The sequence below is a fragment of the Limnobacter olei genome (assembly GCF_029087225.1).
GTDB lineage: Bacteria > Pseudomonadota > Gammaproteobacteria > Burkholderiales > Burkholderiaceae_B > Limnobacter > Limnobacter olei.
This window is the reverse complement of record NZ_JARFJD010000017.1, coordinates 25,490-51,209: the sequence shown is the minus strand read 5'-3', so window position 1 is coordinate 51,209 and position 25,720 is coordinate 25,490. Positions and strand designations below refer to the sequence as shown.

Here is a 25,720-nt window from a genome sequence, read left to right as displayed (position 1 = left end):
TGTTCGGCCCAGGTTCAGTGACTTTGCGCTTCTTCAAGTAACCGCGATTGTCGTTCTGCCTTGGTGAAAATAGACACTGCATGGGCTCGATTCTGAGCGCCTAGTCTAACAAGGACTTCACGCATGTGGGCACGAACAGTCTCAGGACTCAAGTTCATGTCGCGGGCAGCCTCTTTTGCGGTCATTCCCACAGCAATGCGACGCATGATTTCAACTTGTCGCCAAGTCAGCGGTTTTTTGGAGCCTGGCGCAATGATGTTGGATTGAAACTCGTTTTTGGACTTCATTTTGTCCGCACTCATTCCTTCCTGGCAGCTCACGCCTGTGGCCATCAACCCTTTCATGACTGCATCCAACAGTTCATGGTAATCAGCAGATTTTCGCACACACGGAATTTCCATTTCGTCCAGTTCCTGGAGGATGTCGTCGTGTGTGGTGCCAGTAAATGCCAGCAGTTGCGAGAAAGGGAACAGGTTGCGCACGCGTCTGGCAGAGGCGACGCCCTCGCAGTCGGGCAAGTTCAAATCAAAAATGACGAGGCGCGGATTTTCGTGAATGTGCTGTTCACTGGCCTGGATGGTGGGCACCTTGAGCACACTCAGGTCCGGGGCGTGCTCGGTGAGCATGTCGGCCAGCATCATGGACACCAGTGGATGATCTTCAATCAAAAGTACAGCGTTGGGGTTCATTCGGCAACCTCCCAATTTGTTTGCCAAAAATAAAAACCGGTATTACCGATATGTTTGAATGATGTTACGTGTGAACCCTCGAAGCGATGCCCCTTCATTTGGAGGATGGCTTCATTTGAAGCGTGCGGGTACAGAATGATTTCTCCCTCAAATAGGGGGGGGGTCTCTTTGTGTTGATGGTGGTCAACCTGTCATCCACTAACCTATGGGTATTGAGTTTAGATGCCGTTTGGCCAGGTGAATGTCGTGAGTGAGTCGGAATCAAAACCACTGGAAGTCTGGGTTGCTGAAGATTCACCTTTCTACCGGCTTGTGGTGGAAGAGGCCATTGAAGAAATTGCCAAGGTGACTTATCTGTCTATTTCGCTGACGGTGTTTGAGCGCTTCGGTGATATCCGTGCAGCATTCAATCAAGCCGAACGGGGCTTGCGGCCTTTGCCATCTGCCGTATTGTCCGATCTCCATTTTCCCGACAATGCACACGACGATTTGCGAGACATTCTGGTGTTCTACAGCAGGTATGTGCATGCTGTGCCAGTGTCTTATATGTCTTGTAATCTGGAAAGCCTAGAGCTCGCCGAAAGCCTTGCAGAGCACCGTTCAGATGCTTTACAGCCAGCCCGGTTTTTACGCAAAGACACCGCAGAAACAATGACCAATCTAGTCAAAACCATTCATGCAATGGTGTTTGCACCACGCACTCAGCATTCAAGCCTTGGTGCCACGCTGGCCTAAACCCGGCTCTCAATCAGTTCTCAAAAACCCGAAACACGATCAGGAAACAAGGCGCGTTTCGCGCGGTGTCCAGAAACGGTGAAATCAGAATGTCGCAAGTCACCTTATTCTCCGGGTTGATCTCATATTCTGTTTTTACTAGAATTTTTTGGTGGCTTAAAAATCCGACAAGCAACTGGCGATAGTGCCTGGTCGGGATGCGACCGTGGATGAGGTGATATGGATTACGCCCTAGCCATTTGTCTCGTGCCTGGCCCACAAATGTCTCGAATGCCGAGTTTATATACAACAAACCAAATGGGTCTTTGGTGTTGCGAATGTCATTGGTCACCATAATGACTTCGCGAATTTGTTCAATCGCTGAATTCAGCATGTACAAATCGCTGCTTTGATTTTTGCGCTTGGTGATGTCTTTGATCAGGATCGTGTAACCAGTGCCCGACTTGAAGACACGTAGTGAAATCCAGCGTTTGATGAATCCTACAAACTGTTCAACAGATTTGGAGAAGCCCACTTGGTCGACTGTTTCCAGCAATGCTGCAAACTGGTTTTTGTCGAGGTCCGGGATCAATTCATTCAAGGGCATTGCATGAACAAAAAGTTCTTTGTCTTTTTGCAGCAGGGTTTTTGCATTTCGGTTCACAAAGCTGACATTCAGGCTTGAGTCGATTTCAACAAGACCATCGGTAAGGTTGTCGACAATCAGGTTGTAGGTCAGCAGATTCTTTTCAAGTGATTGCTCCACTCGGCGCGTTTCAGAGATGTCGACAATTGAGCCGTACAGTCCCATCGGCACGCCCTCGTCGCTGATGGAGGGGCGAATCATCATGCGAAACCATTTCTTTTTCTCGTGTTGCCCGAGTGCTTCAAACTCAAGGCTGGCCGGTTTACGGTTGTTGATGCATTCAATAAAAAGCACCGCGATATTGCGGCCAGACAATCTGGATAGAATGGAACTGAGGTGAAAAATTGAATTGAGCGAGTCTTTGCTGGAGCCCAATACCTCGCGAAGCATTTCAGTGGTTTTTAGCGATCCACTTTCCAGGTGGTAGTACCAGCCACCCACTTTGGCCAGAGTGCCAGTCAAATTCAGAAGACTTTCATCAAAAATTGATTTTTGAACCGAAGATGATTTGTTGATCATCGCTGTAAAATTGACGATCACCCATGGTTTTTTAAATGCAGTGAATCCTTTTTTCGGGCAAAGCTCCATGCGTAGCCATGTGCTGTTTTCATCCTGAAAGTTCAGGCGCACCCAAGCTTCCGAGGGCAAATTGTTTTTCAGGCATTGATTCAGTATTTTCGAGAACGTTTCTTGGTCTTCGCCGTAGAGCAAATCTATAAAACTTTCCTTGAGTTTTATTTTTGTGAATTCTTCATCACCTGCGCTGGCCAGGCCGGTGATTAATCCCTGATGGTCAAGTGCGAGCCTGCCTTTCACGGTTTCCCTCAAAAAAGACTTGGGAAACTTTTTCAGGTCCAGATGAGGCTCCATGCGCGACATACTGTCGGAATCGTTTGACACTTCTTGGTGAAGGGCTCCCAGCGCAGGTTCGCTGATTTTTTTCACCAAACCGAACAAGCGGTTGTCACCTGCGTTGCCGCTGTCATAAACCTGTTCTTCAAAGCGCACAATATCGCCACTGGGCAAACGGACGCGATACACAAACGCATTTCCGTCGCGTTTAAGTCGCGCTTTCTCGACCATTTCCCGGTCTTCGTCAATTGGTAAGTTATGGAACCAGCTGGCCTGTACCACACGGGTTTGCGAAAGGTTGAGCCATTTTTCCATGGAGGGCGACAGTTCAATCAGCTCACCGTGATCGGTGTTCTTCCAGCTACCCAAACCTTGATTGTTGTAGTTGTGTTGTTGTTTGGAATTCAATTCGTTTGATTCTTTGGCTTTCAGCGCACGCTCAACAAGGCTGTGTTCAACCAATTTGGCCAAGGCAATTGCAACTGACACTTCAGATTTTGTCCAGGTTCTCGCAGTGTTGTCGAGCAGGCAAAATGTGCCAATGTTGTTGCTGTTCACTGAGCGAATGGGGATTCCCAAATAAGCGCGAATCCAGGGGCTGCCAAGTACCAGGGGGTTGGTCTTGAACACTGGGTGTTCAAGGCAGTCGTTGATAACATGCGGCTGATCATGTTGAATGGTGTGAGAACAAATGGAAAGATCGCGGGGGACTTCCTTGACTTCGAAACCACGTTTTGCTTTAAACCAAAGTCGATCAGAATCTACAAATGCAATGAAGCAGAATGCGCAATTGAACGCAGACAAACCCAAGTCCACTAGCGCTTCAAAGTACTCCTCTTTTTCTGTGTCCAGAATATCGAGTTGGTAAAGCTCGGTGAGCCTGACCGCCTCGTTGATTTCTTTTGGACTGCTCATTGTGGAAGTGTCTCCGTCCCTTTTTTCTCTCGGTAACCACTTTACACTTTGTCACCCGTACGAGGGACCACACTTTTGAACTACCCAATAAAAAATAGGAAAGTTTCGTGGGTAATTACCCTAGTTCGTGCTTAAAAGCGCCCGTATTTGTTCTACGCGTTTGCGGTTTGCGTCCAGGTCGCTGTATCCAACCCGCGAGGCCGAGCGAACATGAAGTAATCCACTGCCCTGGTCTATGCGAAATTCCACATCGTCCACAAAGCCAAAAAGATCGCTTGTGAAAGTGCTGGCCATGTATTGATCATTGGAAAAATTTACATCGCCACCCAAGAGTTCGATGACTTCTTTCACCTTCAGCAAAGGTTCTTCTCCCATGCCTGGCGTAATCGGCAAGGCGGCAATGGAGTGATTGTCCGAGGGTGAACTCTCGCTGCTTACACAGTTCGGTTTATTGGGGCAGGGTGCCAACTGCCCATTGGCCAGTCCGGGGGGCGCACCGGTTTCTGAGTACAGGCCAAGGCCGAAGAAAACGATGATTACCAATGTGATCAATACGATCAAGCTGAGCGATGCTCTTTTCACGTAAAAGCCCCTTCTGTCATATACTGATTGTTGAATTTTCTCCAGTTTAGCGGTCAGTGAGATCAGATGTCCAAGCCTTTGCAGTTTAAGTTGTCCGAAGAAGATGTTTCCCGCATTGTAGAAATGGCCTGGGAAGATCGAACACCATTTGAAGCGATAGAACTTCAATTTGGTTTGAATGAATCTCAAACCATTGAACTCATGCGCGCCAGCATGAAAGCCAGCAGTTTCAAAATGTGGCGCGAGCGTGTCACTGGTCGCAAAACCAAGCACCTGAAGTTGCGTGGCTTTGTTCGCACCAAAGCCTATGCGCCGGGGCATTACAAACTTCGCTGATGAAGTTCGTTCACTGAGTAACCAAGCACCTGCTTTAACCGGGAGGTTTTAAATGCTAAAAGAACGGCACAACTCCCCATTGGCAGCGCGCAGTGGGCGGGAATGGATGCTCTGGTTCGGGCGGGCCTCGCAGCATTTGCCCGATCTTCACCGCGCATTCCAGTTTTTGGAGAGCAGTTGTGAGCTTCTCGACTCAAATGACGAAGCCGACTTGAAGTCCAGGCCACGAAAGCTGAAACAACTGATTAATCGTTTTGTTGGTCAGGCGCGTTGCCCTTCCGCGCAATCGTGCGAGCGGATAGCAATTCGCACTCAGATTCTTGATGGCTGGCTGCAATCGGAATTGCAACGCCCACACGACCCCAATTTGTTGGTGGAGTTGGGCGCACATGGACTGCAAAAGTTGTTGGCCATTTGCGAGGGCGCCGATGACAAGCACGGCTTGTTGCTCAAGGCAGTGCGCGAATTCACGCGCGACTGGTTGAGCATTGTTTCAGCGCGAATTGAAAATCCCATTGAGCGTGCGCACCTGGTGTATCCAGTAGCCATGTTGGATCAGGCTGGTCTGGTAGACCCTTCCTGGTGGTGGAAGCAAATCGCTTTGTGTGATCGCCACACCGTGTTGGGTTTGCTTGAACTCGAAATCAATGAAATGAATGAAATGCAGCCCACCAGCAATGTAAGTTGGCGTTCTTTCGACAAGCGGTGGAGAAGGCTGCGCGTTCGCGCACTTCTTGAGTATCTTGGTGAAAAGCGCCTGTTGGCCGAGTTGCTCAGGAAGTCGGCTGTTGATGATTTTGAAGCGGTCGTGGCAGTTCGCATGTTGCGCGATGCCGGTCGGTCGCGAGATGCGATTGTGCAGGCCGAGCAGTGGCTGCGTGCCCTGCCCAGAAGCCCGGTGTTGGCTGAAGCGCTGTTCGATTTGTATTGCGAGGATGGCTGGGATGAAGAGGCGTTGGCATTGGCTGTGACCCACCACGGTTACGACCCCAACCCCGTGTGGATTGAGCGTTTGGGGCGACTGGTGTTGCCCGCAGCCAAAGCGCAAGCCAAAGTTTGGAAAAAACAGCTGGCCGCCTAGGCGGAGTTACAACAAATCCATTTGACCCTTGCGGGTTTTATAGCGGAACGATTCAAGCACAGTCTTGCCCTGCGGGTTGGCAAAGTGTTTTAATTCGATGCCCGCATGCAACTGCCCTGTTTGCACCACGCGCAAATACCAGCCGCAATTGCCCTGCTGAATCATTTGCTTTGGGGCTGCACCAAAACCCATGCGAATGGCAAATTTGTGGCATGGCTCGCGTGGGTCGGTGACCCGCAGCCGAACCTCGCCCAATTCAAACTCATCTCCAATTCTTACCAGGGTTTCATCCAGACCCTCCACCACCAGATTTTCGCCCAAAAATCCCCAGGGCAAATTGGTGTCCAGGTTTTTCTCTTGGCGGCGCGCTTTCCAAAACTCATAGTGCTCAGCGGGCATCATGTACACGGCCTTGTCCAATCCACCATGCACTGACAAATTGCATTGCTCATCGCCTTCCAGACCCAGCTTTTTCAATTCGACGGGGTTCGGGTTTTGTTCAGTGCTCACAGCCTGTTTTTTGATTCCGCTTGCTTCGGTTTTGATGTCACCCGATGCCGTTCGATAGACCAGTGGGGCAACCAGGCCCGTGCAAATTGCAATCAGCTTCATGAGTCTTCCGTAGTCATTTTGTTTTGCCACTTTACATGGCCTGTGTCGGAAAGCAAACAACGTATGCGATTAGGCGATAATGCCTATAGGAAAAACTTATTTCCGTTTGCTTACAACATGTTAAACTCGAGGGCTAAGTTTGCGGATAAGCGACAAATCGATCGCCCGTGTGCTTGGTGTCATGTTCCGGTCACACTGTAGAGCAACGCCAAAGCCCCCGCACAAAAGAATTACATTTGTCTATCTGGAGGTTTTAGCATGAGTGCAGTGCTGTCTATGGTCAGCCAGACCGTGCCATCGTATGTCAAGCACAAGAAACTTGTGGCTTGGGTGCAAGAAATTGCGGCCCTTACCGAGCCCAAGAATATTGTGTGGTGTGATGGTTCACAAGAAGAGTACGATCGCCTTTGCGCAGAAATGGTTGAAGCAGGAACACTGCGCAAACTCAACCCTGAAAAGCGCCCCAATTCTTACCTGGCTTGGTCTGATCCCTCAGACGTGGCCCGCGTGGAAGACCGTACCTACATCTGCTCTGAAAAGAAAGAAGATGCAGGCCCCACCAACAACTGGGAAGATCCTGCCAAAATGCGCGCCACCTTGAACGGTTTGTTCAAGGGCTCCATGCGTGGTCGCACCTTGTATGTGGTTCCGTTCTCCATGGGTCCATTGGGCAGTCCAATCGCGCACATTGGTGTTGAGTTGTCTGATTCCGCCTACGTGGTCGTGAATATGCGCATGATGACGCGCATGGGCAAAGCGGTGTATGACGTACTGGGCGAGAACGGCGAATTTGTGCCTTGCGTACACACAGTGGGCGCGCCCTTGGAAGCTGGCCAGAAAGACGTGGCTTGGCCTTGCAACCCCACCACGAAGTACATTGTTCACTACCCTGAAACTCGTGAAATCTGGTCTTATGGTTCCGGGTACGGCGGTAATGCCTTGCTGGGCAAGAAATGCTTGGCTTTGCGCATTGCCTCTACCATGGGTCGTGACCAAGGTTGGTTGGCCGAGCACATGCTTATTCTGGGTGTTACTAACCCAGAGGGTAAGAAGTACCATGTGGCTGCAGCTTTTCCTTCGGCTTGCGGCAAAACCAACTTCGCCATGTTAATTCCACCCGCATCCATGAAGGGCTGGACTGTTACCACCATTGGTGACGACATTGCCTGGATCAAGCCCGATGCAAACGGTAAGCTTCGCGCCATTAACCCGGAAGCGGGTTACTTTGGCGTGGCCCCCGGCACCAACACCAAAACCAACTCAAACTGCATGGCTTCACTGAACGCCAATGTGATTTTCACCAACGTCGCTCTGACAGACGACGGCGATGTGTGGTGGGAAGGATTGTCCAAAGAAGCACCCGCGCACCTCGTTGATTGGACGGGTCAGGACTGGACGCCTGATTGTGGCCGCAAAGCTTCGCACCCGAATGCCCGCTTCACAGTGGCTGCCGAACAAAACCCTGTGATCGACAACAACTGGGACAACCCAGCAGGTGTTGAAATTGACGCCTTCATTTTTGGTGGTCGTCGTTCAACCACCGTGCCGCTGGTTACCGAAGCCCGCAATTGGGTTGAAGGTGTTTACATGGCAGCCACCATGGGTTCAGAAACCACAGCGGCGGCTTTCGGTCAGCAAGGTGTGGTTCGCCGCGATCCGTTCGCCATGCTGCCATTCTGTGGCTACAACATGTCTGACTACTTCCAGCACTGGCTCGATTTGGGCAAGAAGCTGGAGTCGTCTGGTGCCAAGTTGCCCAGCATTTTCTGCGTAAACTGGTTCCGTACCGATGCAGATGGGAAATTCATTTGGCCTGGTTTTGGCGAGAACATGCGAGTACTGGCATGGGCCTTGGAGCGAGTTGAGGGCAAAGGCAAGGGCATTGACCATGTATTTGGCACCTCACCGAGCTACGACGACATTTCTTGGGATGGTCTGGAGTTCAGTAAAGAGCAGTTCGACTCTATCACCGCGATTGATAAAGCGGCTTGGCTTGAAGAGTTGAATCTGCATGCTGAATTGTTCGAGAAACTGAAGCACAACCTGCCAGCTCAACTGGAAGAAACCAAAGCACAAATCGCAAGCCGCTTGGCGGCCTGATTTGGCTTGAACGTTTTGACTTTTTTCTGATACTCCGGAATTAGTCCTATGGCGGGCGCCCACAAGGCGCCCGTTTTCTTTTCTGCGGAATTTCTTCATGTTTGAAAACATTGAGTTGTGGGTGTTGCTCGCCTTGTGTGTCGCTGCATTTGGTGCGGGGCTGATCGATGCCATGGTAGGTGGTGGGGGGTTGATCCAGATTCCGGCCCTGTTCGGGTTAATGCCTTCCCAGGGTCATGCCACCTTGCTGGGCACCAACAAAATATCCAGCGTGGTGGGTACCACATTCGCGGCTTATAAATACGCCAAGGCCATTCAGGTTCCATGGAATGCAGTTGTGCCAGCCACGGCGATGGCGCTGATAGGCGCCTACTGCGGCGCATATATCGTGACGCAAATTTCGACCGAGGTGCTGCGTTTGATGTTGCCCTTGCTGTTGATCGCTGTGGCCATTTACACCTTTTTGCGCAAAGACCTGGGCAGTGTGCATGCACCCAAGTTAGACAAGAATCGTGAACGATTCTTCGGTGCTTGCGTGGGGTTGGCGATTGGTTTTTATGACGGGTTTTTCGGCCCGGGCACCGGTTCGTTTTTGATGGTGGCTTTTGTTGTGTTCTTCGGCTTTGATTTTTTAGCCGCCACCGCAGGCGCAAAAATGGTGAACATTGCCTGCAACCTGGCTTCGCTTGCCTGGTTTGCGCCCGCAGGGCATGTGATTGTTGCTTTGGGTTTGTTGATGGCTGTGTTCAACTTGGCCGGTGCAAGGGTGGGTGCCAGTTTGGCCATTCGCAAGGGTGCCGGGTTTGTGCGTAAAGCGCTGTTGGCGGTTGTGTTTTTATTGATATTGCGCACCAGTTACGACAGTTATTGGCCGTATGTGAAAGCGTGGTTTGAGTGATTGTTCCACGTGGAACATGTGGGGAAGTCGGGTTTGGCGCAATATGCGGGATGCTATATGGATGATCTGAGGCTTGTGTGCTGCACCAGCTGGCCTAAGCAAGTCTTCTGATCCCGGCTTGATGCCTCTGGCTTGGGTCATGCGAAACGCGAACGCGTCTTCGCATCGACCTTTCAGGTCGCCCCGCGCTGCGAAGTCGCCGGGAAGCCTTGCAAAGCCGGCCAGCCCGTGCAGCACCCAAACCTCACTTTGCGCACACAACGGGTATGTGTCGCAAGTGCGTTACAAGTCTATTTGCCAGCGCACTCAGGCTGCAATGCCCTCGCAGCGCCGATCAAGAAAACCTGCCCTTGGTGTTGAATTCACCGTCCGTTCGGCAAGGCCGAAAGCGCAGCCCGCCCGCTGTTTAGCGGGTGCGCTTAGGGCGGTTAATCAACAACAAGGGGGCTGTCAGGTTTTCTGGCGAAAGAGGGTATGCGCCTGAGCAAGCGACGTAAGCGAGGTGCGAGGTGCGAGGTAAGGAGTCGAGCGAGGCAAATAGGCGCGCGAGCAGGTGTGTACCAAAGCAGCCGATCAATCAGGAAAGTATGCGATTGAGCAACCTTGTCTGTTTTCTGTTCCACGTGAAACATGTTCACTTGGGCAAAATCATGCCGAAGCATATAATTGCGCCATTGTCGCCGAATCAAGTGTGTTTGATTTCGGCATTTGAATGTTGAATCCCATGTCGGATTCCGGCACCCAGTGCCAGGAGTGAATCATGTTTTATCCCGAAGAGTTTGATGTCATTGTTGTGGGCGGTGGTCATGCCGGCACCGAGGCTGCGCTTGCAGCCGCGCGCGCAGGAAGCAAAACCCTGCTACTGACCCACAACATCGAAACGCTTGGGCAAATGTCATGTAACCCGTCGATTGGTGGTATCGGTAAGGGCCATTTGGTCAAAGAGGTGGACGCCTTGGGCGGTGCAATGGCCATCGCCACCGATGAAGCTGGCATTCAATTCCGTATTCTTAACAGTTCCAAAGGCCCGGCGGTGCGGGCTACCCGTGCGCAAGCAGACCGTGTTCTGTACCGCCAGGCCATTCGAACGCGTCTCGAGAATCAAACCAATTTAAGCATTTTCCAGCAGTCTGTTGAAGATCTGTTGTTGGAAGGTGATCGAGTGTGCGGTGCGGTTACGCAGATCGGCTTGAAGTTTAAGGCCAGAGCTGTGGTGCTGACGGCCGGTACTTTTTTGAATGGCAAAATCCATGTGGGTTTGCAAAATTACTCCGCTGGTCGGGCAGGGGATCCTCCCTCGATCGGTTTGGGCATGCGCCTGCAAGACATGAAGTTGCCGCAAGGTCGTTTGAAAACCGGTACGCCGCCACGCATTGACGGTCGCAGTATCGATTTCTCAGTGATGCAGGAGCAGCCGGGTGATCTTGATCCCGTGCCCGTGTTTTCTTATCTGGGCAACGCAGCCATGCACCCGAAGCAGCTGCCGTGCTGGATCACACACACCAACCAGAAAACCCACGACATTATTCGAGGTGGACTGGACAGAAGCCCAATGTACACCGGTGTGATCGAAGGTGTGGGGCCCCGTTACTGCCCATCGATCGAGGACAAAATCCATCGCTTCGCGGACAAGGAATCTCATCAGATTTTCCTGGAACCCGAGGGCTTGAGCACCAATGAGTATTACCCGAACGGTGTTTCTACGTCTTTGCCATTCGATGTTCAGTTGAAACTGCTTCACTCCATTAAAGGTTTGGAGAATGCGTACATCATGCGGCCAGGGTATGCGATTGAATATGATTATTTCGACCCGCGCGCGTTGAAAACCACGCTTGAAACCAAGGCCATTGAAGGTTTATTCTTCGCAGGCCAAATCAATGGTACTACGGGTTATGAAGAGGCGGCCGCCCAAGGTTTGTTGGCGGGCGTGAATGCGGCACTGATGGTGCAAGGCAGAGAGCAATGGACTCCCCGCCGTGATGAGGCGTATCTGGGCGTGCTTGTAGATGATTTAACCAGCAAGGGTGTGGCAGAGCCTTACCGCATGTTCACCAGCCGCGCAGAGTACCGTTTAAGCTTGCGTGAGGACAATGCAGATCAGCGCCTCACGCCAATTGGCCGCAAGCTCGGTTTGGTCGATGACACCCGCTGGAAGGCTTTTTCAGAAAAGCGGGAGTCAGTGGAGCAGGAAAAGCAGCGTTTACGTTCCACGTGGATCAATCCGAAAATTGTGACCCAGGCCGAGGCAGAGCGAGTGCTGCACAAAGGAATTGATCGCGAGTACAACTTGTACGACTTGCTTAAACGCCCGGATGTCAGCTATCACGATCTCAGCACGCTGAGTAAAGAGAATGGCGAAATGGCTTTGAGCAATCCTTTGCAACAGGGTGATTTGGTTTCTCAGTTGGAAATCGAGGTGAAGTACGCCGGTTATGTGCTGCGCCAACAGGCTGAAGTAGAGCGTGGTGCGGGCAATGAATCAATCCGACTCCCAGCGGACTTTGATTATTCGGGTGTAAACGGTTTGAGCAAAGAGGTGCAGCAAAAGCTGAATACCCACAAGCCGGAAACCATTGGTCAGGCTGGTCGTATTCAAGGTATTACACCCGCAGCCATTTCCTTGTTGCTTGTTCATCTAAAGAAACGTGATTTACTGAATCGAAGTGCCAATGCCGATAAATCTTCCGATGGAACCACGGAGCAAGTGGCTTGAATTCACTGCACCGAAAACCAAAGTCTGAAATCCTGGGGGTTTCAGACCAGGCACTGTTGGAAGAGGGGATCGCCACTTTACGTTTGGGGTTGAATTCAGACCAGCATGCGCAGCTTTTCAAGTATGGCCAACTGATTCAGAAGTGGAACCGGGTTTATAACCTCACTGCCATTCGTAACAATCGGGAGTTGATCACACACCATTTGCTGGACTCCTTGGCTGTGTTGCCTGAAATCTCATTTGCTTTGCAGGCTACGACCAATCCAAGAATTCTGGATGTGGGTGCAGGCGCGGGTCTGCCCGGTTTGGTGTTGGCGATTGCGCAGCCCAGCTGGCAGATCACACTGATTGACACGGTTCAAAAAAAAGCCGCTTTCATGCAGCAGGCCATTGCCAGCCTGGGTTTGAAGAATGCGCAGGCTGTGCACGGGCGAGTGGAGGAATTTCAGCTCGACGCCCCGTTTGATCTGATTTGTTCCCGCGCTTTTTCCAGTATCGGTAATTTCATTGCACTTAGTCAGCATGTGTTGGCTGAGCATGGCCAGTTTGCCGCCCTGAAAGGGAGGGTTGAGGTGGACAGCGAAGTTCCTGCTGGTTGGCAAATTAATGCGCTTCACCCAATTGATGTGCCATTCTTGGATGAGGCCAGGCACTTGTTCATGATTAAACGCTAAAATCAAATCATTCATTCACAGGACAAGAAGATGGCGAAAGTTTTCTGCATAGCCAACCAGAAAGGTGGCGTGGGAAAAACCACCACAGCAGTGAATCTGGCTGCCGGTTTGGCCATGGCAAAACAACGCGTGCTACTGGTTGATCTTGACCCCCAGGGCAACGCCACCATGGGCTGCGGCATCGACAAACGCAGCGTAAAACACACGGTTTATCAGGTGTTGGTGGGCATGGTGGGCGTGGCCGAGGCGACCGTTCGTGCAGAAGGCGAGTTTGATGTTTTGGCAGCCAACCGCGAACTTGCTGGCGCTGAAGTTGAAATGGTTGAGTTTGAGGACCGTGAAATCAAGCTGCGTGAAGCAATTCTTGAGGTGGATGATCAATACGATTTCATTTTGATCGATTGCCCACCCGCACTGTCTCTGCTCACCCTGAATGCCTTGTGTTGCGCCAATGGCGTGGTCATTCCCATGCAGTGCGAATACTACGCACTGGAAGGTTTAAGTGATTTAGTCAATACCATCAAACAAGTGTGCAAGAACTTGAACCCGAATTTGACCATTATTGGTCTGCTGCGCGTGATGTACGATCCGCGAATGACGCTTGCTCAGCAGGTTTCCGCTCAGCTGGAAAAGCATTTTGGCAATAAAGTATTTAAAACCATTATTCCCCGTAATGTGCGCTTGGCTGAAGCACCAAGCTACGGGGTGCCGGGTGTGTTGTTCGATAAAACCAGCAAGGGTGCAAAGGCCTATTTGGACTTCGCCAACGAAATGGTCGACCGCCTGGGTCTTCCCATCGCCGCATAACCTAACAACCAACAAGAAGCCATGAACGCAATTAAACGTACCAAGGGCCTTGGAAGGGGGCTGGAAGCGCTACTGGGCCCATCGGGCGATGATTCTACCCGTGACATGGGCGAGCAGGTCATGACGCTGCCATTGGGCAAGCTGCAGGCGGGCAAATATCAGCCGCGTTCTCGCATGGATGAGTCTTCACTCATGGAGTTGGCTGAGTCCATCAAAAGCCAGGGCATCATGCAGCCCATTTTGGTTCGCCCCATCGGCTCAGGAAAATACGAGATCATTGCGGGTGAGCGTCGTTTCCGTGCATCAAAGTTGGCAGGGCTTGAAGAAGTGCCCGTGCTGGTTCGCGCGGTTCCTGATGAGTCCGCTTTGGCCATGGCCTTGATTGAGAATATTCAGCGTGAAGACCTGAATCCTCTTGAGGAGGCGCTGGGTGTGCAACGTCTCATTCGCGAATTCAATTTAACCCATGAAGATGCAGCGCGAGCCATTGGTCGATCCCGCAGCGCAACAAGTAATATGTTGCGGCTGTTGAACCTGGCTGAACCAGTTCAAACCATGTTGTTGGCTGGCGACATTGAAATGGGTCATGCCCGCGCTTTACTGGCGTTGACAGCAGCAGAGCAAATTGCCTGTGCCAACGAGGTGGTCAATAAACGACTCTCGGTTCGTGAAACAGAAAAGCTGGTTAATGATTGGGCCAGTGACGGCGATCGCTCGGCGACCAAACCCAAACAAACAGCTGATGTGCGCCGACTTGAAGAGGGATTGGCCGATTGGTTAGCCAGTGCAGTTCAGTTAAAAGCCAATGCAAATGGCAAGGGCAGTGTTACTATCAAATTCAATAATTTGGATGAGCTCGACGGTGTGCTCGAGCGCATTGGCTTTCCCAGAGAAGAGCTTTGACTTTTGCACCAAATCGGTGTGAAAAATAAGCCGTTTTCGTTTGACGAGGGGCCGTACAAACCCCTATAATCTGGCGGTTTGTCAAAAACACGTGACCTTACGGAAAATACGTATCCCACTAAGGTTAAATGTGGCAGCGCAGCAAATATGTGGAAAATAGTCGGGCTCCAATGGGTCGTCGGGGTGGCCACGTGCCTCCTTATGTTGTTGGTGTCCCCAGTTCACGCGCAGTCTGCCGCTTGGGGTTTCGTCGCCGTCGCGTTGCCGAGCACTTTGTTCGCCGCACGGTTGGCCTTGGGTAGTAAAACCCCCATGGGCGGAACGTTTGTGTTTTTGGCCGGAGAATTCCTGAAGGTTGGCGCAACAATCGCAATCATGTTTGTAGCGAGTCAAGTTGATCCGAACATTGTTTGGTGGTCCTTGATCCTCACCGCGGTCGTCACCCTCAAAAGCTATTTTTTGGCATTTTTCTTGAGATAAGTATGGCATCTTCACCGAATGGGCAAACGCCCTCAGAGTACATCGTCCATCACTTGCAGCATTTCGCTACCGATAAGCAAAAATTTATCGTCGATTTCTCAGTGATCAACCTTGACACGATGTTTTTCTCCATCCTGTCTGGCTTAATCGTAATCCTCATGTTGCGCAAAGCGGCTTCCAAAGCCACTTCTGGCGTTCCTGGCCGCTTCCAAGGCTTCATTGAAATGCTGGTGGAAATGGTTGAAAACCAATCAAAATCCATTGTGCACGGTGACCGCAGCTTCATCGCGCCGCTGGCCTTGACCGTGTTCCTGTGGATTGTGGTCATGAACACATTTGACTTGATCCCTGTTGACTTGATTCCAATGGCTTGGGGTCACCTGTTGTACAACCTTGGCCTTGCAGCCAGCCCTGGCGACCCCTACATGCGTGTGGTGGCCACCGCTGATCTGAACGGCGCTTTGGGTATGTCGTTGGGTGTGCTTTGCCTGATGCTGTACTACTCCGTCAAAATCAAGGGTGCGGGTGGTTTCGTTCATGAACTGTTCTGTGCCCCATTCGGTGCCAACCCACTGCTGTGGATCCCCAATTTTGTGTTGAACCTCATTGAATTTGCCGCGAAAACCGTGTCTTTGGGCATGCGACTATTCGGCAACATGTATGCGGGCGAATTGGTGTTCATGCTAATCGCTTTGCTGGGTGGCGCTGCTGCGTTGTCCTTGGGTGGTGCGTTTGCCTTCTTGGGCCATGTGTTGGCCGGAACAATCTGGGCGATCTTCCACATTCTGATCGTGTTGCTCCAGGGCTTCATTTTCATGATGTTGACCTTGATCTACATTGGCCAGGCACATCAGGGCCACTGATCGATTTTTAGTTTTTTTGGTTTTTTAATTTTTCATTTTTTCAATTTAAGGAGTTGTCATGACTAACGTTGCTTTCGTAGCTCTTGCTTGCGGCATTATCATTGGTTTGGGTGCGATTGGTGCCTGTATCGGTATCGCGATCATGGGTGGTAAGTACCTGGAAGCTTCCGCTCGCCAGCCAGAACTGATGAACGAACTGCAAACAAAGATGTTCGTTTTGGCCGGTCTGATCGACGCTGCGTTCCTGATCGGTGTTGGTATCGCGATGATGTTCGCGTTTGCTAACCCATTTGTTGGTTAATTTACAGCCACTTCCTTCGAACAACACCGCACGAATGTTTTAAGTCCAATTCGTGCGTTTTAGAGGAAACATGCCGTGAACTTAAACGCAACGCTGTTTGCTCAGCTCGTCGTTTTCTTCATCCTGGCGGTCTTTACGATGAAATTCGTATGGCCCCCGCTGATCAAGAGCATCGATGAGCGTGCAAAGAAAATCGCAGACGGCCTGGCCGCTGCAGAACGTGGTAAGCAGGCTTTGGCAGATGCCGGTCGTAAAGCTGAACAGGAACTGGCTGCTAGCCGTTCTGAAAATCAGCAGCGCCTGGCCGAAGCAGAAAAGCGTGCCCAGCAGATTATTGAAGAGGCAAAACAACAAGCCGAAGTTGAACGCAAGCGAATTCTTGCGCAGGCTGAAGCGGAAGCTGCAAACGAAGCACAACGTGCCCGTGAACAGTTGCGCGATCAGTTGGCAACACTCGTGGTGAAAGGCGCAGAACAAATCCTGAAGAAGGAAGTGAACGCCCAGGCCCACGCAGATTTGCTGAATCAACTGAAAGCGGAACTGTAAGCCTAAAGCTTAAGGAAACACAAAATGGTCGAACTATCCACCATCGCCCGTCCTTACGCTGAGGCAGCGTTTGATGTTGCAAAAACCTCAAACCTGAATCAGTGGAGTGATTGGCTACAGTCGTGGTCGGCAGTCGCAAGCAACGAAGACATTAAATTGCTGGTCAGCAACCCAAAGTTGACTGATGAGCAAGTGTTGAGCGTGTTTGTTGAACTGACCAAGACACCGGCGGAAGCGCAAGCAATGAATTTTTTGGGTGCGCTTGTGGAAAATGGCCGTTTGCTGGCCTTGCCAGAAATCGCTCGACAGTTCGAAGAATTGAAGAACAGCCACGAAGGCTCTGCAGACGCGGTAATCGCATCTGCATTCCCAATGACTGATGCTGAAGTTCAAAACGTACGTGGTGCATTGGAAAAGAAATTTGGATCCAAACTGAACGTAACAGTTCAAGTGGATGAATCGCTGATTGGTGGCGTTTGCGTCACTGTGGGCGATCAAATTTTGGATAGTTCGGTGCGCGGCAAACTTAACGCGATGAAGGCGGCTTTAACAGCCTAACTTGGCCCTCAAACGTAATTGGAGCAATCAATATGCAGATTAATCCCTCTGAGATCAGTGAACTGATCAAGAGCCGGATCGAAGGCCTCGGATCATCGGCCGACATCCGGACACAAGGTACTGTAGTGTCCGTGAGCGACGGTATTTGCCGCGTTCATGGTTTGTCAGATGTTATGCAAGGTGAAATGCTGGAATTCCCAGGCAACACCTTTGGTTTGGCGCTCAACCTGGAACGTGATTCCGTGGGTGTCGTTATTTTGGGTTCTTACGAGCACATTTCTGAAGGCGACATGGTCAAGTGTACCGGCCGCATTCTGGAAGTGCCTGTTGGTCCTGAATTGCGTGGTCGCGTGGTGAACGCATTGGGTGTGCCTATCGACGGCAAGGGCCCAGTGAACGCCAAGATGACTGATGTGATCGAAAAAGTGGCGCCCGGTGTTATTGAACGAAAGTCAGTAGACCAGCCACTGCAAACCGGCGTGAAAGCGATTGACGCCATGGTTCCCGTTGGCCGTGGCCAGCGTGAATTGATCATTGGCGACCGTCAGACTGGTAAAACAGCCGTGGCGATCGACGCGATCATCAACCAGAAAGGCACTGGCGTAACTTGCGTGTACGTGGCTGTGGGCCAGAAAGCCTCTTCCATCGTGAACGTGTTGCGCAAACTGGAAGAGCACGGTGCATTGGAATACACCATTGTTGTGGTGGCCTCCGCTTCAGAATCAGCAGCCATGCAATACCTGGCTCCTTACTCTGGCTGCACCATGGGCGAATATTTCCGCGACCGCGGTGAAGACGCCCTGATCGTGTACGACGACCTGTCCAAGCAAGCTGTGGCTTACCGTCAAATTTCCCTGTTGCTGCGTCGTCCACCCGGTCGCGAAGCTTACCCAGGTGACGTGTTCTATCTACACAGCCGTTTGCTCGAGCGCGCATCACGCGTGAACGCCGAATACGTTGAAAAATTCACCAAAGGTGAAGTGAAAGGCAAAACCGGTTCTTTGACCGCGCTGCCAATCATTGAAACCCAGGCCGGTGACGTAACCGCGTTCGTTCCAACCAACGTAATTTCGATTACTGACGGTCAGATCTTCTTGGAAACCGACTTGTTCAACGCCGGTATTCGTCCAGCGATTAACGCGGGTATTTCCGTGTCTCGCGTGGGTGGTGCAGCGCAAACCAAGGTGGTCAAGAAGCTGTCAGGTGGTATCCGTACCGACTTGGCCCAGTACCGTGAATTGGCTGCGTTTGCGCAGTTTGCTTCTGATCTTGACGAAGCAACCCGCCGCCAGCTGGAACGTGGTCGCCGTGTGGTTGAATTGCTGAAACAGCCCCAGTACGCCCCATTGAAAACATGGGAAATGGCACTGGCCCTGTTTGCAATCAACAATGGTTATTTGGATGATGTCGAGGTATCGAACGTTCTTCCTTTTGAGGTTTCTCTGCGTCAGTTCATGCAGACAAGCCACAAGGACCTGATCGATCGTATCGAGCAGACTTACGAGTTGTCGAAAGACGACGAGCCAAAGCTGCACGAGGCCGTGAAATCATTCAAGAAAACTGGCGCGTATTAATCAGAGCGATCTGATTGTACCCACCGCATAACCCGGAAGGTCTTGTACCTTCCCGGTCATTGGAGGAAATACGATGTCAGGAATGAAGGAAATCCGGACCAAGATCAAGAGCGTGCAGAACACGCGAAAGATCACGAAGGCGATGGAAATGGTGGCTGCGTCCAAAATGCGCAAAGCCCAGGACCGTATGCGTTCGGCTCGTCCCTATGCGGACAAAGTTCGGAATATTTGCGCCAACCTGGCCAAAGCAAACCCGGAATACCGCCATGAATACATGGTGGCGCGCGACGAAATCAAAAACGTGGCTGCGATTGTTGTGACAACGGACAAAGGTTTGTGCGGTGGCTTGAACACCAACATTCTGCGTCTGGTGACCAGCAAGTTCCAGGAGTTTGGCGCCAAGGGTGCAAAAGTACGAGCAACCGCAATCGGTACAAAGGGCGCTGGCTTCTTTAACCGCATTGGTGTTGATGTGACTTCCAAGGTAACGGGTCTTGGCGACAAGCCCCACCTTGAAGCACTGATCGGCGCGATCAAGGTTCAACTTGATGCGTACGTTGCAGGCGAAGTGGATGCCGTGTATTTGGCATACACCCGGTTTGTCAACACCATGAAGCAAGAGGCCGTGTTCGAGCAACTGCTGCCCCTGGGTGGCGAAAGGCTGCAAGCCGATGAGGGTTCCACATCGTGGGACTACATCTATGAGCCGGATGCGAAGGCCGTGATTGACGATTTGTTGCTGCGCTACATCGAAGCATTGGTGTATCAGGCAGTGGCAGAGAACATGGCTTCAGAACAATCAGCACGTATGGTTGCGATGAAGGCAGCGTCAGACAACGCCAAGAATGTGATCAGTGAACTGCAACTTACCTACAACAAAGCCCGTCAGGCTGCCATTACGAAAGAATTGGCAGAGATCGTCGGCGGCGCAGCGGCTGTGTAAGCGGAAGTTCGGAACGATTTTGAATTAAGGAAATAACGATGAGTACTGCGACAAACGAAGGAAAAATCGTACAGTGTATCGGCGCGGTGATTGACGTTGAGTTTTCACGCAACAACATGCCGAAAGTGTACGACGCGCTAACCATGGAAGGTTCCGAACTGACACTGGAAGTTCAGCAGCAGCTGGGTGACGGTGTAGTTCGTACCATCTGTTTGGGTGCATCAGACGGCTTGCGCCGTGGCATGGCTGTGAAAAACACAGGCAAGCCGATTTCAGTTCCAGTGGGCCAAGGCACATTGGGCCGCATCATGGACGTACTAGGTCGCCCAATTGACGAAGCAGGTCCAGTGACCACTGAGTCAACACGTGCGATTCACCAGAACGCCCCTGCTTTCGACGAACTGTCACCTTCGACAGAATTGCTCGAAACAGGCATCAAGGTGATCGACTTGATCTGCCCATTCGCCAAAGGCGGTAAGGTAGGCTTGTTCGGTGGTGCGGGTGTGGGCAAGACCGTGAACATGATGGAACTGATTAACAACATCGCCAAGCAACACGGTGGTTATTCCGTGTTTGCCGGTGTGGGTGAGCGTACTCGTGAGGGTAACGACTTCTACCACGAGATGAAAGACTCCAACGTGTTGGACAAGGTTGCGCTGGTTTACGGCCAGATGAACGAACCTCCCGGCAACCGTCTGCGCGTTGCGCTGACTGGCTTGACCATGGCTGAATACTTCCGTGACGAAGGCCGCGACGTTCTGCTGTTCGTGGACAACATTTACCGCTTTACATTGGCCGGTACTGAAGTGTCTGCGTTGTTGGGTCGTATGCCTTCTGCGGTGGGTTACCAGCCAACACTGGCCGAAGAAATGGGTCGCTTGCAAGAGCGTATTACTTCGACCAAGAAGGGCTCCATTACTTCCGTGCAAGCCGTTTACGTTCCTGCGGATGACTTGACCGACCCGTCACCTGCTACAACGTTTGCTCACTTGGACGCGACAGTTGTGTTGTCTCGTGACATCGCTTCCTTGGGTATTTATCCTGCGGTGGATCCACTGGATTCCACATCACGTCAGGTTGATCCCAACATCATCGGTGAAGAGCACTACAACGTGGCCCGTGGCGTGCAGCAAACACTGCAGCGCTACAAGGAACTGCGCGACATTATCGCGATTTTGGGTATGGACGAACTGTCTCCAGAAGACAAGTTGGCCGTGGCCCGTGCGCGTAAAATCCAGCGTTTCCTGTCACAGCCTTTCACAGTGGCTGAAGTGTTCACCGGTTCACCCGGTAAATACGTGTCACTGAAGGAAACCATTCGCGGCTTTAAGATGATTGTGAACGGTGAGTGTGACCACTTGCCCGAACAGGCTTTCTACATGGTTGGTACCATCGACGAAGCCTTCGAAAAAGCCAAGAAAATTCAGTAATCCGATTGGTGTGTCGTGTGCCGGCGAAGGTGAAAACCGAAGCCGGTGCCCATCACAAAGGAAATGAGTATGTCGACAATCCGCGTGGACGTGGTGAGTGCAGAAGAATCAATCTTCGAAGGTGAAGCAGAGTTTGTTGCTTTGCCCGGAGAGCAGGGTGAGCTGGGTATCTACCCACGTCACACTCCGCTGATTACACGCATCAAGCCCGGTACAGTTCGCATCAAGATTGCAGGTCAGGCTGAAGAAGAAGTGGTGTTTGTGAATGGTGGCGTGTTGGAAGTACAACCCAACTCGGTGACCGTTCTTGCTGACACAGCCCTTCGCGGCAGCGACCTGGATGAAGCCAAAGCCACAGAAGCCAAGCGTTTGGCTGAAGAGGCGCTGGCAAATCGAAGTGCGGACATTGACTATGCTCAAGCACAAGCTGAATTGGCTTCCGCGATTGCACAGTTGCAGGCCATCAAGCGCTTGAGAAAAGTACGCTAAGCAGTACAAGGTTGAAAAGCCAGAGACAAGCCACGGTAAAAAGCCGTGGCTTTTTTCTTGAGCGGACCCATTGTGAAACCCGGTGGAACCTACGTGCGGGGATTCGCAACATAAATGGCAATCAAGGAGCCATTTATGTATCAGAAATTCGATGATTTGTTGAAAGACCTTCAACAGAGTCGCCCAAGCAACATGACCCCTCTGGGTCGCGTGTTTTTCTTCAACGACCAAGCTGTATTGCTGCAACACGGGGAGATGGAAGGCATTACTTGGGTTGATATTCACATTGAATTGAAACGTTTTTGCGTGGACAACCTGGCCGCTGCCAAGAAAGTGTTGCAAGCCAATCGCGAAATGGGCGCATCGACACCCATTCCCTCCTGGTTTGCAGTCGATCCCAAAAATGATTGCCTGGTATTCATCAATCGCCTGGACTGGCGGCATATCACCTGCAAAATTCTGGAAGATCATATTTTGCGGTGCATCGAACAGATGGGAAGTGCGTTGGCGACTGAGGGTGTGTAATCCGCTTTGAATTCTCTACAGGTTAGAATAAAGGCATGAAAATCGCCTTGTATTCTGACCTGCATCTTGAAACGATGCGCCACTTTCCCGCTTTGGCGGCTGTTCCACAACCTGCTGAGGACGTGGACCTGATGATCCTTGCTGGTGACATTCACCAAGGCACTCAGGGTTTAAATGCCCTGGCAGACTTGGGAGAGAAACAGCACATCTACGTGGCAGGCAATCACGAGTATTACAACCACGACATTGAAATTCTTGACGACCATTTGTTTGAACTGGCCGCGAAGAAGCAATTGAATTACCTGCAGCGCACCAGCGTGGTGATTCAGGGTGTGCGTTTTTTGGGTTGTACTTTGTGGACCGATTTCAATATTCAGCCCGGTTGGCGGTTTGGTGCCGAGCTTGTGGCCAAGGCGTTTTTGCCGGATTACAAGTTAATCCGCATGCGCGGCAAACAGTTTTCCCCAAGCATGGGCATCGATTTGCACTACCAGAATATCGATTGGCTGGAGTCTGCACTGTCTTCACCGTTTGATGGAAAAACCGTGGTGATTACTCACCATGCGCCCCACCCGCAAAGTATTCACCCACGCTTTAACTTAAGCCCGATCAATGCGGCGTTTGTATCTGACCTGAGTCGTTTGATGGGCAAAGCCGATGTGTGGGTGCATGGCCATATGCATGATTCCTTCGATTACACCGTTCACAACAATGGTGGTCAAACCCGTGTGTTGGTGAATCCGCGTGGTTATGTTCGCAAAAAAGGCAAAGCTCGAAAAATGGAGCGTGGGCAAGTGCAGGTGACGCCGCAGGCTTTTGAGAATCCATTCTTCAACCCGCACCTGGTGTTTGAAGTATGAAGTTGACGGCCAACCTGAGTTGGCTTTACACCGAGTTCGATTTCCAGGACCGATTGGGTGCTTGTGCGCAGGACGGGTTCAGGCATGCAGAGTGCATGTTTCCTTACGATTATTCTGCCGAACTGTTGCGCGACAAAGCGCTCGAGGCCGGCGTGCAATGGGTGTTGATTAACGCACCAGCAGGTGATTGGGGCAAAGGCGATCGCGGGTTGGCCAGTTCACTTGCGAGGCGAGACGAGTTCAAGCAGTCTATCGAAGTGGCAGTGAATTACGCCAAGGTGTTGGGTGTGCGGAAGGTGCATGTGCTGGCAGGCGTGGTCGATTTGAGCGATGACAGCAGTATGCGGGCCGCTTGGGATTGCTATGAAGAAAACCTGTTGTGGCTGGCCAGCACCATGAAAGCTGAGGCAATTGACTGGTTGATTGAACCGATTAACCGGTTTGACGTGCCTGGTTACCTGTTAAGCCGCCAGGCCGACGCCCATGAACTGTTGGTTCGCTTGAACCAGCCTAACCTGGGTGTGCAAATGGACTTGTACCATTGCCTGCGCACCGAAGGCGAGGTGCTGAATGCACTGAGCGAATACTTACCCACTGGGCGCGTGAAGCACATGCAACTTGCGGGTGTACCCAATCGCGACGAGCCAAGGGCCAGTGAGTACGCGCCGGTGTATGCGCATTTAAAAAAGTTGGGCTACCACGGGCACATGGGTTGCGAGTATCGGCCCAAGGCTGGCACCCGTGATGGCCTGGGCTGGATCCGAAGTACCGGTTTTTCAGGCACAATGGAGACCTTCGAAACTTGAGCTTAAGCGGGAGACCGCTGGAAGAATGCGCATGCAAGACGCTGAACTGAAGCAACTGCTCGAAAACACCAAAACGATCGCCGTGGTAGGTTTCTCCTCGCAGGCCCACAAGCCCAGTTTTTTCGTGGCCAAGTACCTGCAGTCGCAGGGTTATCGAATTTTGCCAATTAACCCGGCTTTGCAAGGGCGGCCCAGTGGCTTGATGGGCGAAACCTGTTACCCCGATTTGAAAACAGCGATCGCGGAAACCGGTTTGAAGATTGATGTGGTGGATGTGTTTCGCCGTGCTGAACACACCCCCGATGTATTGGCCCAGGCCATGAATGTGGGTGCCGGCGCAGTGTGGTTGCAGCAGGGTATTCGCAACGACCTGGTGCAAGCCAAAGCCCGCGCGGCGGGTTTGCCCTTTGTGATGGACCGTTGTTTGAAAACCGAACACCAGCGTCTGTTTTTAGTTTGAATTTACACAAGAAGCACTTACAAACATGAGCAGTTTTCAGCCCGTCAAGAACGACACCTTTCTGCGTGCATTGCGCCGCGAAGCCACTGAGTACACCCCTGTCTGGCTGATGCGCCAAGCAGGCCGCTATTTGCCAGAGTACCGGGCAACACGCGCGAAAGCGGGCAATTTCATGGGTTTGTGCACCAACCCCGAAGCAGCTTGTGAGGTGACCTTGCAGCCGCTGGAGCGCTACAAGCTGGATGCTGCCATTTTGTTCTCGGACATTCTGACCGTGCCTGACGCCATGGGTTTGGGCCTTTACTTTGCAGAAGGGGAAGGCCCCAAGTTTGAGCGTCCGCTGGTTACTGAGGCCGATGTGGCCAAACTGGCGGTGCCTGACATTGGCACCAGCCTGCGCTATGTAACAGATGCAGTCAGCACCATTCGGGGTGCCTTGGGTGGGCGTGTGCCGCTGATTGGTTTTTCAGGCAGCCCTTGGACTTTGGCTTGTTACATGGTGGAAGGCGGTGGCAGCAGCGATTTCCGCAAAGTGAAAACCATGCTGTACAAGCGGCCAGACCTGATGCACCGTATTCTTGAAGTGACCACGGAAGCCGTGAGCCAATACTTGCGAGCGCAAATTGACGCGGGTGCCCAGGCAGTGATGATTTTTGACAGCTGGGGTGGTGCTCTGGCTGACGGTGCATTCCAGAAGTTCAGCCTAAATTACATCAAGAAAATTGTAGCCAGTTTGCCCTTACAGGCGAACCGCGGCGACTTCACGGAAAACATTCCCTCCATCGTCTTCACGAAGGGTGGTGGTTTGTGGCTGGAAGACATTGCATCGAGTGGTGCCAGCGCCGTGGGCGTGGACTGGACGGTGAACCTGGGCCAGGCCCGCGCACGAATCGGTGACCGTTGTGCCATTCAGGGCAACCTGGACCCCAATGTGTTGTTTGCAGAACCAGCTCAAATTGAAGCTGAAGTGGCCAAGGCACTCGAGAGTTTTGGGGTGCCACAAGCGGGTGCAGGTCATGTGTTCAACTTGGGGCATGGAATTTCCCAATTCACCAACCCGGATAGCGTTGAAGTGATGGTGAACGCTGTACATGCCTATAGCCGCAAACAAAGGCAGTAAAAACTTGGACTTATGCACATTTTTGGCGCAAGGCAGAAGAAACGTTTTTTTGCATTGCACGACGAATGGAAAAGCAGGCAGATCAGTTAAGTTATTGTTTTAAAACAGCAAAAAAGCATTTTACAAAATTTGTACTTTACATGAATGCTCACATCCTGTAGCACACCCGTGGATTATTTCCACGGATGTCCACAAAGTTATCCACATTGACTGTTAAAAAATTTGTATTCCGTTTAATTCAAG

Annotated in this window: 27 protein-coding genes; 23 read left to right on the top strand and 4 right to left on the bottom strand. The window is 51.6% G+C overall.

Annotated features, from left to right (window positions below):
- Window positions 1–14: 14 nt before the first annotated feature.
- Window positions 15–689, bottom strand: coding sequence for a response regulator transcription factor (locus tag PY990_RS11555; protein ID WP_275271730.1), 675 nt, complete (start codon window positions 687–689; stop codon window positions 15–17).
- A 246-nt stretch (window positions 690–935) separates the two neighbouring features.
- Here PY990_RS11555 and PY990_RS11550 point away from each other — a divergent pair, with 246 nt between their 5' ends.
- Complete coding sequence (locus PY990_RS11550; RefSeq protein ID WP_275271729.1) at window positions 936–1,424, top strand: hypothetical protein; 489 nt, start codon at window positions 936–938, stop codon at window positions 1,422–1,424.
- A 13-nt stretch (window positions 1,425–1,437) separates the two neighbouring features.
- Here PY990_RS11550 and PY990_RS11545 read toward each other — a convergent pair whose 3' ends face one another.
- Both PY990_RS11545 and PY990_RS11540 read right to left on the bottom strand, forming a co-directional pair.
- Window positions 1,438–3,816: a GAF domain-containing protein gene (locus PY990_RS11545; RefSeq protein ID WP_275271728.1), complete on the bottom strand. Its 2,379-nt coding sequence runs from the start codon at window positions 3,814–3,816 to the stop codon at window positions 1,438–1,440.
- 120 nt (window positions 3,817–3,936) lie between these two features.
- Window positions 3,937–4,398 (bottom strand): DUF1499 domain-containing protein, encoded by a 462-nt coding sequence (locus PY990_RS11540; protein ID WP_275271727.1) that lies wholly within the window; start codon window positions 4,396–4,398, stop codon window positions 3,937–3,939.
- Window positions 4,399–4,464: 66 nt separating this feature from the next.
- Between PY990_RS11540 and PY990_RS11535 the strand changes: the two genes are divergently transcribed.
- Together PY990_RS11535 and PY990_RS11530 are read left to right on the top strand one after the other, a co-directional pair.
- Entirely contained in the window at window positions 4,465–4,734 is a 270-nt protein-coding gene (locus PY990_RS11535) for a TIGR03643 family protein (RefSeq protein WP_275271726.1), read from the top strand.
- Between the two features lie 52 nt (window positions 4,735–4,786).
- Window positions 4,787–5,815 (top strand): hypothetical protein, encoded by a 1,029-nt coding sequence (locus PY990_RS11530; protein WP_275271725.1) that lies wholly within the window; start codon window positions 4,787–4,789, stop codon window positions 5,813–5,815.
- A gap of 6 nt (window positions 5,816–5,821) precedes the next feature.
- Here PY990_RS11530 and PY990_RS11525 read toward each other — a convergent pair whose 3' ends face one another.
- Window positions 5,822–6,427: an MOSC domain-containing protein gene (locus tag PY990_RS11525; protein WP_275271724.1), complete on the bottom strand. Its 606-nt coding sequence runs from the start codon at window positions 6,425–6,427 to the stop codon at window positions 5,822–5,824.
- 258 nt (window positions 6,428–6,685) lie between these two features.
- Here PY990_RS11525 and PY990_RS11520 point away from each other — a divergent pair, with 258 nt between their 5' ends.
- The 20 genes from PY990_RS11520 to hemE all read left to right on the top strand — a co-directional run bounded on the left by PY990_RS11520 (window position 6,686) and on the right by hemE (window position 25,477).
- Window positions 6,686–8,527: a phosphoenolpyruvate carboxykinase (GTP) gene (locus PY990_RS11520; RefSeq protein WP_275271723.1), complete on the top strand. Its 1,842-nt coding sequence runs from the start codon at window positions 6,686–6,688 to the stop codon at window positions 8,525–8,527.
- A gap of 97 nt (window positions 8,528–8,624) precedes the next feature.
- Window positions 8,625–9,425 (top strand): TSUP family transporter, encoded by an 801-nt coding sequence (locus PY990_RS11515; RefSeq protein WP_275271722.1) that lies wholly within the window; start codon window positions 8,625–8,627, stop codon window positions 9,423–9,425.
- A gap of 760 nt (window positions 9,426–10,185) precedes the next feature.
- Window positions 10,186–12,138, top strand: coding sequence for a tRNA uridine-5-carboxymethylaminomethyl(34) synthesis enzyme MnmG (mnmG, locus tag PY990_RS11510; RefSeq protein WP_275271721.1), 1,953 nt, complete (start codon window positions 10,186–10,188; stop codon window positions 12,136–12,138).
- Complete coding sequence (gene rsmG, locus PY990_RS11505; protein WP_275271720.1) at window positions 12,135–12,812, top strand: 16S rRNA (guanine(527)-N(7))-methyltransferase RsmG; 678 nt, start codon at window positions 12,135–12,137, stop codon at window positions 12,810–12,812. The genes mnmG and rsmG overlap by 4 nt, the downstream gene beginning before the upstream one ends.
- Window positions 12,813–12,842: 30 nt before the next feature.
- On the top strand, window positions 12,843–13,619 hold the full coding sequence (locus PY990_RS11500; RefSeq protein ID WP_105027751.1) for a ParA family protein: 777 nt from the start codon (window positions 12,843–12,845) through the stop codon (window positions 13,617–13,619).
- Between the two features lie 21 nt (window positions 13,620–13,640).
- Window positions 13,641–14,522 carry a ParB/RepB/Spo0J family partition protein gene (locus tag PY990_RS11495; RefSeq protein ID WP_275271719.1) on the top strand — a complete coding sequence of 294 codons (882 nt, stop codon included), beginning with the start codon at window positions 13,641–13,643 and terminating at the stop codon, window positions 14,520–14,522.
- A gap of 147 nt (window positions 14,523–14,669) precedes the next feature.
- Window positions 14,670–15,002 (top strand): ATP synthase subunit I, encoded by a 333-nt coding sequence (locus PY990_RS11490; RefSeq protein ID WP_275271718.1) that lies wholly within the window; start codon window positions 14,670–14,672, stop codon window positions 15,000–15,002.
- Between the two features lie 2 nt (window positions 15,003–15,004).
- On the top strand, window positions 15,005–15,865 hold the full coding sequence (gene atpB / locus PY990_RS11485) for a F0F1 ATP synthase subunit A (protein ID WP_275271717.1): 861 nt from the start codon (window positions 15,005–15,007) through the stop codon (window positions 15,863–15,865).
- A 58-nt stretch (window positions 15,866–15,923) separates the two neighbouring features.
- Window positions 15,924–16,166, top strand: coding sequence for a F0F1 ATP synthase subunit C (gene atpE / locus PY990_RS11480; protein WP_008247085.1), 243 nt, complete (start codon window positions 15,924–15,926; stop codon window positions 16,164–16,166).
- 75 nt (window positions 16,167–16,241) lie between these two features.
- Window positions 16,242–16,712, top strand: coding sequence for a F0F1 ATP synthase subunit B (locus PY990_RS11475; RefSeq protein WP_275271716.1), 471 nt, complete (start codon window positions 16,242–16,244; stop codon window positions 16,710–16,712).
- 24 nt (window positions 16,713–16,736) lie between these two features.
- Window positions 16,737–17,270 carry a F0F1 ATP synthase subunit delta gene (locus PY990_RS11470; RefSeq protein WP_275271715.1) on the top strand — a complete coding sequence of 178 codons (534 nt, stop codon included), beginning with the start codon at window positions 16,737–16,739 and terminating at the stop codon, window positions 17,268–17,270.
- Window positions 17,271–17,302: 32 nt separating this feature from the next.
- Window positions 17,303–18,844: a F0F1 ATP synthase subunit alpha gene (gene atpA / locus PY990_RS11465; RefSeq protein WP_008247088.1), complete on the top strand. Its 1,542-nt coding sequence runs from the start codon at window positions 17,303–17,305 to the stop codon at window positions 18,842–18,844.
- Window positions 18,845–18,917: 73 nt separating this feature from the next.
- Entirely contained in the window at window positions 18,918–19,787 is an 870-nt protein-coding gene (gene atpG, locus PY990_RS11460) for a F0F1 ATP synthase subunit gamma (protein ID WP_275271714.1), read from the top strand.
- A 38-nt stretch (window positions 19,788–19,825) separates the two neighbouring features.
- Window positions 19,826–21,217 (top strand): F0F1 ATP synthase subunit beta, encoded by a 1,392-nt coding sequence (atpD, locus tag PY990_RS11455; RefSeq protein WP_275271713.1) that lies wholly within the window; start codon window positions 19,826–19,828, stop codon window positions 21,215–21,217.
- A gap of 69 nt (window positions 21,218–21,286) precedes the next feature.
- Complete coding sequence (locus PY990_RS11450) at window positions 21,287–21,706, top strand: F0F1 ATP synthase subunit epsilon (protein ID WP_040512011.1); 420 nt, start codon at window positions 21,287–21,289, stop codon at window positions 21,704–21,706.
- Between the two features lie 135 nt (window positions 21,707–21,841).
- Window positions 21,842–22,231: a hypothetical protein gene (locus tag PY990_RS11445; RefSeq protein WP_275271712.1), complete on the top strand. Its 390-nt coding sequence runs from the start codon at window positions 21,842–21,844 to the stop codon at window positions 22,229–22,231.
- 35 nt (window positions 22,232–22,266) lie between these two features.
- Entirely contained in the window at window positions 22,267–23,091 is an 825-nt protein-coding gene (locus PY990_RS11440; RefSeq protein WP_275271711.1) for a metallophosphoesterase, read from the top strand.
- Window positions 23,088–23,897, top strand: a complete 810-nt coding sequence (locus tag PY990_RS11435) for a hydroxypyruvate isomerase family protein (RefSeq protein WP_275271710.1) — start codon at window positions 23,088–23,090, stop codon at window positions 23,895–23,897. Before PY990_RS11440 ends, PY990_RS11435 begins: the two co-directional genes overlap by 4 nt.
- Before the next feature lie 31 nt (window positions 23,898–23,928).
- A complete protein-coding gene (locus PY990_RS11430; RefSeq protein WP_275271709.1) occupies window positions 23,929–24,357 on the top strand; it encodes a CoA-binding protein in 429 nt (142 codons plus the stop codon).
- 25 nt (window positions 24,358–24,382) lie between these two features.
- Window positions 24,383–25,477, top strand: a complete 1,095-nt coding sequence (hemE, locus tag PY990_RS11425; RefSeq protein ID WP_275271708.1) for a uroporphyrinogen decarboxylase — start codon at window positions 24,383–24,385, stop codon at window positions 25,475–25,477.
- Window positions 25,478–25,720: the final 243 nt, after the last annotated feature.